This is a genomic window from Rhizobacter sp., from assembly GCF_035702065.1.
Taxonomy (GTDB): Bacteria; Pseudomonadota; Gammaproteobacteria; order Burkholderiales; family Burkholderiaceae_C; genus Rhizobacter.
The window spans coordinates 1-5,289 of the sequence record NZ_DASSRA010000012.1 but is presented as its reverse complement, the minus strand read 5'-3'; the positions used below and the strand labels follow the sequence as shown (position 1 = coordinate 5,289).

General features: G+C 68.6%; 3 protein-coding genes. 2 read left to right on the top strand and 1 reads right to left on the bottom strand.

Annotated elements, in window-relative coordinates; all coding sequences use genetic code 11:
• Window positions 1-85 precede the first annotated feature (85 nt).
• Both VFL64_RS00555 and VFL64_RS00550 read left to right on the top strand, forming a co-directional pair.
• Window positions 86-1,582: an efflux RND transporter periplasmic adaptor subunit gene (locus VFL64_RS00555; protein ID WP_489538430.1), complete on the top strand. Its 1,497-nt coding sequence runs from the start codon at window positions 86-88 to the stop codon at window positions 1,580-1,582.
• Window positions 1,579-4,713, top strand: a complete 3,135-nt coding sequence (locus tag VFL64_RS00550) for an efflux RND transporter permease subunit (RefSeq protein WP_489538429.1) — start codon at window positions 1,579-1,581, stop codon at window positions 4,711-4,713. The genes VFL64_RS00555 and VFL64_RS00550 overlap by 4 nt, the downstream gene beginning before the upstream one ends.
• A gap of 55 nt (window positions 4,714-4,768) precedes the next feature.
• Here VFL64_RS00550 and VFL64_RS00545 read toward each other — a convergent pair.
• A partial coding sequence (locus tag VFL64_RS00545; protein ID WP_489538428.1) for a carboxylesterase family protein occupies window positions 4,769-5,289 on the bottom strand: 521 nt, incomplete at its 5' end.

The following is a 5,289-nucleotide window of genomic DNA, read 5'->3' as shown; positions in this document are numbered from 1 at the left end:
GAAACCGGCCTGCGGCTGATCGAGCTCGACCTGCAACGCAGCGCCCTGAGCGTGCGCCTCACCACCTTGATTTCGGAGCAATGACATGAACACCCGCAACAGACAGGCGGCATTCGCGGCGTTGGCCCTCGCGGCAGGTGTTGCGCTCGGATGGAGCATTTCGCAGTGGCGCGGCGCTGGCCAGCATGCGAATGACGGCGTGCGCGCGGAGGCCGGCGCGGCCGCTGGCAGCGCCGCCGGCGATCGCAAGGTGCTGTATTGGTATGACCCGATGTCGCCCACCCAGAAGTTCGACAAGCCGGGCAAGTCGCCGTTCATGGACATGCAGCTGGTGCCGCGCTATGCCGACGAGGTGGATACCGGCGCCTCTCCGGGGCTCGCGGTGTCCACCCAGGCACAGCAGGCCTTGGGGCTGCGCCTGGCCCGCGTGGAGCGACGCGCCATCGGTGCCTCGGCCGACGTGGTCGGCACGGTGCAGCTCAATGAGCGCGACGTGAGCATCGTGCAGGCACGCGCGGCCGGCTTCGTGGAGCGGGTCTATGCCCGCGCACCAGGGGACGTGGTGGCAGCCGGCGCGCCACTGGTCGACGTGCTGAACCCCGAGTGGCTGGGCGCCCAGCAGGAGTACCTGGCGGTGAAGGCCACGAACGACGCCGCGCTCACGCAGGCCGCCCGCCAGCGGCTGGTGCTGCTGGGTGTGCCTGCCGCGTTGATCGAGACGATAGAACGCTCGGGCCAGCCCGCCGTGCTTCAAACCATCACCGCGCCGGCGGGAGGTGTCATCACCGAGTTGGCCGTGCGCAACGGCATGAGCGTCGCACCGGGCATGACCCTCGCCCGCATCAACGGGCTGGACACGGTCTGGCTGGAGGCCGCCGTGCCGGAAGCCCAGGCCGCCTTGATGCAACCCGGCCAGCCGGTGCAAGCCCGCTTCCCGGCACTGCCCGGTGAGGTGGTCGATGGGCGCGTGGCCGCCGTGCTGCCCGAAGGCAGCCGCGAGACCCGCACGCTGCGGGTTCGCATCGAGCTGCCCAACCGCAGCCAACGCCTCAAGGCCGGGATGTTCGCGCAGGTGACGGTGCGCGGCGCCGAGCGCTCCGCGCTGGTGGTGCCGGCGGAAGCGGTGATCCGCACCGGCAAGCGCAACCTGGTGTACCTCTCCGAAGAGCCGGGGCGCTTCCGGCCCGTCGAGGTGCAGGTGGGTGAGCAGGTGGCCGAGCAGATCGTGGTGCTCGGTGGCTTGCTGGAAGGCCAGAAGGTGGTGGCCTCGGGGCAGTTCCTCATCGACTCCGAGGCCAGCCTGCAAGGCGTGATGGCGCGCGCAGCTGCGTCGGCACCGATGGGCGAGATGACCTATCGCACCCGGGGCGTGGTGGTCGAGATCGAAGCCGATGGCCTGACGCTGGATCACGAGGCCGTCCCCGCCCTCAAGTGGCCTGCGATGACCATGCCGTTCAAGCTGGCCGACAACAAGCTGGCCACGGGCTTGAAGAAGTCGCAGGCCGTGGACTTCAGCTTCGTCAAGCGAGGCGACGACTACGTGATCACCGGCGTCTCCCCTGCCGTGGGAGCACAGCGATGATCGCCCGGCTGATCCGCTGGTCGGTGGCGAACCGACTTCTGGTGCTGCTGGCCACGCTCCTGCTCGGCGCGTGGGGCCTCTACAGCCTGCGCAGCACGCCCATCGACGCCCTGCCCGACCTGTCGGACGTGCAGGTCATCATCCGCACCAGCTACCCCGGCCAGGCGCCGCAGATCGTCGAGAACCAGGTGACCTACCCGCTGGCGACGACCATGCTCTCGGTGCCGGGGGCGAAGACGGTGCGCGGCTTCTCGTTCTTCGGCGACAGCTTCGTCTACGTGCTGTTCGAAGACGGCACCGACCTCTACTGGGCACGCTCGCGGGTGCTGGAGTACCTGAACCAGGTGCAAGGCCGGCTGCCCGCCACCGCCAAGACGGCACTCGGCCCGGACGCCACCGGCGTGGGCTGGATCTTCCAGTACGCCCTGGTCGACCGCAGCGGCCGCAACGACCTGTCGCAGCTGCGCGCGCTGCAGGACTGGTTCCTCAAGTACGAACTGAAGAGCCTGCCCAACGTGGCCGAGGTGGCGAGCGTGGGCGGCATGGTCAGGCAGTACCAGGTGGTGCCGGACCCGCTCAAGCTGGCCGCCTACGGCATCACCTACGGCCAGGTGCGCGAGGCGCTCCTGGCCGCCAACCAGGAAACCGGCGGCTCCGTGCTGGAGCTGGCCGAGGTCGAGTACATGGTGCGCGCCAGCGGCTACCTCAAGACGCTGGACGACTTTCGTGCGATTGCGCTCACCGCGCGCGGCGGCGTGCCGGTGAGGCTCGGTGACGTGGCCACGATCCAGCTGGGCCCTGAGATGCGGCGCGGCATCGCCGAACTCGACGGCCAGGGCGAAGTGGCGGGCGGGGTGGTGATCCTGCGCTCCGGCAAGAACGCCCAGACCACCATCGATGCCGTGAAGGCCAAACTGACCGAGCTGCAGAAGAGCCTGCCGCCAGGGGTGGAAGTCGTCGCCACCTACGACCGCAGCGCGCTGATCGAGCGGGCCATCGAGAACCTCACGCACAAGCTGATCGAAGAGTTCGTCGTCGTGGCAGCCGTGTGCGCGATCTTCCTGTGGCACCTGCGCTCGGCGCTGGTGGCCATCATCGCCTTGCCGCTCGGGGTGTTGATGGCCTTCCTGGTCATGCGCTACCAGGGCATCAACGCCAACATCATGTCGCTCGGCGGCATTGCCATTGCCATCGGTGCGATGGTGGACGCGGCGGTGGTGATGATCGAGAACGCGCACAAGCGCATCGAGGCCTGGCAGCACGCGCACCCCGATACCGTGCTGCAGGGCGAGGCACGCTGGAAGGTGATGACCGAAGCCGCCGAGGAAGTGGGGCCTGCGCTCTTCTTCTCGCTGCTCATCATCACCTTGTCGTTCATCCCGGTCTTCACGCTGGAGGCGCAGGAGGGGCGGCTCTTCGGCCCGCTGGCCTTCACCAAGACCTACGCGATGGCCGCGGCGGCGGGCCTCTCGGTCACGCTGATCCCGGTGCTCATGGGCTACTGGATCCGTGGCCGCATCCCCGACGAGCAGCGCAACCCGATCACCCGCGCGCTCATCGCGGCCTACCGGCCGGCGCTTGAAGCGGTGCTGCGCTGGCCGAAGGCCACGCTCGCCGTCGCCCTGGTGCTGCTCGCCACCACCGCCTGGCCGCTGGTGCGCCTGGGGGGCGAGTTCCTGCCGCCGCTGGACGAAGGCGATCTGCTGTACATGCCGTCGGCGCTGCCGGGCCTGTCGGCTCAGAAGGCGGCCGAGCTGCTGCAGCTCACCAACCGGATGATCAAGACGGTGCCCGAGGTGGAGCGTGTCTTCGGCAAGGCGGGGCGTGCCGAAACGGCCACCGACCCGGCGCCGCTGGAGATGTTCGAGACCACCATCCAGCTCAAGCCACGCGCGCAGTGGCGGCCGGGCATGACGCACGAGAAGCTGATTGAGGAGCTCGACAGCGCAGTGAAAGTCCCCGGCTTGTCCAACATCTGGGTGCCGCCCATCCGCAACCGGATCGACATGCTCGCCACCGGCATCAAGAGCCCGATCGGCGTCAAGGTGAGCGGCGGCAGCCTGGCCGACATCGACCGCGTGGCCTCGGCGGTGGAGCACGTGGCCAAGAAGGTGCCCGGCGTGTCGTCGGCCCTCGCCGAGCGGCTGACCGGTGGGCGCTACGTCGACGTGCAGATCGACCGTGCCGCCGCCGCTCGCTACGGGCTCAACATCGCCGACGTGCAGGCACTCATCGCCGGCGCCGTTGGCGGCGAGAACGTGAGCGAGACCGTTGAAGGCCTGGCACGCTTTCCCATCAACCTGCGCTACCCCCGTGAGTGGCGCGACACCCCGCAGCGCCTGGCCGAGCTGCCCATGCTGACTCCCACCGGTCAGCAGATCACGCTTGGCGTGGTCGCCAGGGTGAGCATTGCCGATGGCCCGCCGATGCTCAAGAGCGAGAACGCGCGCCCCTCCGGATGGGTGTATGTGGACGTGCGCGGGCGCGACCTGGGGTCGGTGGCCGAGGATTTGCGCCGGGCAGTGTCGGCCGAGGTGAAGCTCGATCCCGGCATGAGCATCGCGTATTCAGGCCAGTTCGAGTACATGGAGCGCGCCAATGCGCGCCTCAAGGTCGTGGTGCCTTCCACGCTGCTCATCATCTTCGTGCTGCTGTACCTGACCTTCGGCCGGCTCGACGAAGCGGTGCTGATCATGGCGACACTGCCGTTCGCGCTGACGGGTGGCGTGTGGTTCCTGTACCTGATGGGTTACCACCTCTCGGTTGCCACTGGCGTGGGCTTCATCGCGCTGGCCGGTGTGGCGGCCGAGTTCGGCGTGGTGATGCTGCTGTACCTGAAGCATGCACTGAGCGACCGTCTGCGTGGGGGGGGCCCGCAGGACGAAGGCGTTCTGCTCGGGGCGATCCGCGAAGGGGCGGTGCTGAGGGTGCGCCCGAAAGCCATGACGGTCGCCGTCATCCTCGCCGGCCTGCTGCCCATCGTTTGGGGCAGTGGCACCGGCTCAGAAGTCATGAGCCGGATTGCGGCACCCATGCTCGGAGGCATGGTGACCGCGCCGCTGTTGTCCCTGTTCGTGGTGCCGGCGGCGTTTCTGTTGATGCGCCGGCGGGCGGTGGCGGCTGCCGGCTGATCTTGGGCCTGCACCCTGTGCTCGCCGCGGGTGTACGCGACCTGCTCGCTTTCGCTCACTGCACGCTGACCTGGGCCTGCGTGAGCGTGGCGTTGAACCTCAGCTTGCCCGGCCAGGCCGGCCAGGTGACACCGAGCGCGGCGTTGTTCGGGTCGCCGCTGCGCATGAAGGCCGACACGCTTTGCATCATGGCCGCCGACAGCGCGAGCCGCCCCGGCTGGTTGGCAGTGCTGTTGACGGCATTGGCAAAGAGCGAGGGCCCGAAGTTGCCGAAGACGAACGGCAGATCGAAGGCGTGCGCCGCGCCGTAGATGTCGTTCCACGGCGCCGGCTCCTGCGCCCAGTTGAACTGGTAGTACCAGACGTTCGCCTGCTGGGTCTTCAGCGCATTGAGCACGCTGTCGCGGCTCGGGGCCATGAAGGCGTTGCCCAGCATCGTGGTGCGTGCATTCCAGCCGGTGCCGGCGGTGGTGACCGGCAGGTAGAACGGGTTGATCACGTCGGCGAGCGTCACGGTGGACGCCTGGGCCGCCTCGAACATCTTGGCGAAGCGCGTGGCATCGTCCATCACGAAGC